The organism is Gordonia sp. VNK21, from assembly GCF_046098115.1.
Classification (GTDB): Bacteria; Actinomycetota; Actinomycetes; order Mycobacteriales; family Mycobacteriaceae; genus Gordonia.
In genome coordinates, this window is sequence record NZ_JBJURU010000028.1 from 5,307 (window position 1) to 8,368 (window position 3,062).

The 3,062-nt window shown below is 59.6% G+C and carries 3 protein-coding genes; all 3 read left to right on the forward strand.

From position 1 onward, the window contains the following. Positions 1-400 precede the first annotated feature (400 nt). Positions 401-1,330 carry an MlaD family protein gene (locus tag ACJMNC_RS18040; protein WP_408949331.1) on the forward strand — a complete coding sequence of 310 codons (930 nt, stop codon included), beginning with the start codon at positions 401-403 and terminating at the stop codon, positions 1,328-1,330. Beyond that, on the forward strand, positions 1,327-2,322 hold the full coding sequence (locus ACJMNC_RS18045) for an MlaD family protein (protein WP_161896572.1): 996 nt from the start codon (positions 1,327-1,329) through the stop codon (positions 2,320-2,322). The genes ACJMNC_RS18040 and ACJMNC_RS18045 overlap by 4 nt, the downstream gene beginning before the upstream one ends. Further along, the coding region (locus ACJMNC_RS18050; protein ID WP_408949332.1) for an MlaD family protein at positions 2,316-3,062 on the forward strand (747 nt) is incomplete at its 3' end. The genes ACJMNC_RS18045 and ACJMNC_RS18050, both read left to right, overlap by 7 nt.

Sequence of the window (3,062 nt, forward strand, 5' to 3'; positions counted from 1 at the left end):
TCAACGAGCGGCCACTACTGGCAGAAGCTGTACCTGGCCAACTGGAGCGCATCGCTGAGAGCGTCGGCCAGTGAGTGCGCCGACTTCCGCAGCTGCTAGCTAGGGTCGAACAGCTGCTCAAGCTGGTAGAGGCGGCTCGCCGGAAGCTCGACCAGCCTCTGGACCGGTTCTGAGCAGTGTTATAAGCACTACTAGAGTCTGGCGACCAAGGGCATCCGCCACTACAACCGCTGGACGAAGTCTTGTCCGCTATATGGGGAAGGTAGTGGAACTCGTTGCGCGTTGTTCAACCGGACGTCAAGTAACTAGAGCAGCCGTAATTCGCACAGCTTGTGGCCGAACTTAGGCAACTTGTTTCAAGATCGTCGCGTTCCCCGCAGTCATCGGCGTTCTCACCTACGTGATCATCGCCATCCTCCAACCCAGCTCGGACGGAGCGAGTTCTGAACGATCAGCGGTCTTCTCCGATGCCTCCGGGCTCAAACCTCGCGACGGTGTGCGGTCGGCAGGGGTCAAGGTCGGTTATGTGACGGCGATCGACCTGAAAGGGGCCACGGCGGTCGTTCATTTCCAACTGAACGACGACGTCACGATCACATCGAACACCACCGCCGCCGTGCGTTATCAGAATCTTCTGGGACAGCGATATGTCGAATTGATCGGTGCGGAACAGGGAAAAACACAGGGGGCACTCACACAGGTGGCGCTCGACAAGACCATTCCCTCATTTGATGTGTCCACCTTGTTCAACGGATTCAAGCCGGTGTTCGACACGCTTAATGCCGACGAGATCAATGAACTGCAGGCCAACTTGTTGCGCGTTGCTCAAGGTGATGGAAGGGGTATATCGCCTGTTCTGAAGCAGGTCGCCAACATCACCGCCTACGGGAACCAGCGGTCTGAGATCATCACGAATATTGTGACGAGTCTTGGCCAGGTCTCCGACCAGCTCGAAGGCCGCTCGGCGGAGATGGTCGAACTCGTCGACAAGCTGGGATCGATCGTCGACGCCTTCAGCCGCGTGAGTGACCGGCTGCGAGAGTCGCTACGCGAGGTCAACCGGTCCATGTCGAAGACGGTCATCACCGGCGAGCAACTTGAGTCAACGTACGACCAGAGTTTCGCGACGATCTATCAGCGTCTGGCGCGAGAACCCGGGGAGTTAGAGGGTCTACTCAACGGTGCGGTACTGCTCAAGCCCCTTATGGACTCGCTGACCGCTGCGACGAACTCCACGCCGAGCGAGGCGCAATGTTCGAAAGGTCTTCTGCCCCTGCCGGATACAGCGAAGATTGCGCTTATGGGGCAACGATTGGTGGTGTGTCAGTGAGGTTGTTCAATCGAAATCGATCGCATCACCAGCCCGAACGCAGACGCGACCTCATCGTCGCCGGTGTGGTGGTGGTGACGGTGGTGGTCGGTCTGGTCATCGCCGGGGCCGTGTATATCGCACCGCCCGGTCAAAAGGTGTACTCGGCCCATCTGGTCAACACCGGCGGGCTGGAGTCGGGTGATCAGGTGCGTATAGCGGGGATAAGACAAGGGAGGGTGTCGTCGGTGGACCTCACGGGAACGGTTATCACAGTCAAATTTCGACTCGACGACTCGGTGTCAGTCCGTTCGGATGCTACCGCAGCGGTTCGCCTGATCACGCCGATCGGCGGGCGAGTTCTCGATCTGGACCCAGGGTCAGGACCGACCGCGCTGTCGGGGGCCATCCCCCTTGTTCAGACATCGAGTACCTACGACATCTCCAACACGCTCGAGACGACGACGCCGGTGTTCCGTGATGTGAACGGCGTCGATCTCCGTCAAACTGCGGCGCTGCTGCAGAATGCGTTCTCCGACGGCAACACAAACATTCCCGACGCACTGAGGAACACCAGCAGTCTGATGGACCTCCTAGAGCGACAGTACGGTCAGCTCGACAAAACGGTCGCTCTATCGGATGAATACGTCAAAGCTTTCGCCGACCAAAAACAGGTGCTAGTCGACTTTCTCCGTCAACTCAGCTTCCTGGCCAGGACGCTGGGACCTGATATCCAGAACGTCCGCGGCGGGTTCGACTATCTCAGGCGTCTGTTCAAACTCCTGACGAGGCCGCTCGTGGCGTACCGCGATGGCATCGAACCGTCCGTGCAACAGTTCAAGACGCTCCTGGACAAGGTGTCGACAGAGATGCCGGGCTACTCCAATGCCCTGACACAGATCGATCAGATCACTCAGCGCCTCGGCGTCCTCCTCCAGGCGCCGGTCGGTGCGCCGGCCACCACAGAACCAGAGGTTCGTGTGTGCATTCCGAGTGGTGACGACAAATGCTGACCACCTGGGTCCGAAGACTGCTGCTCCTGATCGCCGTGGTGGTGGTGGTCATCGCTGGTATCGGGATAGGCCGGACAGCGTCCGACGACACGCGCGCCCTATGCGCAGAGTTCACCGATGCATCGGGCCTCTTCGAAGGCAACGCAGTCGCCATGCTCGGCAAGAAGGTGGGCAGCGTCGTCGGGGTGCACCAGAATAAAGGTCAGTCCGGTGTGAGGATCGACATGCGGGTCGACAAGAGCGTGCCGCTGCCCGCCGACGTCGGCGCGACTCTGGTGTCGACATCCATCGTGACCGAACGTCAGATCGAGTTCACCAAGCCGTACTCCGGTGGAGCCCGATACGAGACGAATCAGTGCATTCCGTTGAGTAAGACCAGAACCCCGCTGGGAATCAGTCAGACGCTCGACTCGATCAGCAACTTGTCCGAGGACCTGGTCAAGGACAACGGCAGAAACACCGACGCCATCCTGCAGTCCCTCAAGCTCGTCGCCCGCAATCTGGAAGGGACCCAGGGTGACGTGGCCGGGATCATCAAGGACTCTGCCACGCTCATCAACGACCCGGCCAAGCGGGATGGACAGATTCGCAGGATCGTCGGGAACCTCGCAACACTGACGGGGGTGGCAACCGAGAACGACAAAGAGGTGACCGCCCTCTTCGACAACTTCGTGGGCGCCATCAATGTCATCATCGCGTTCGGCCAGACGTTCGGCGCGGCAGTCGAGTACGCGGGGACG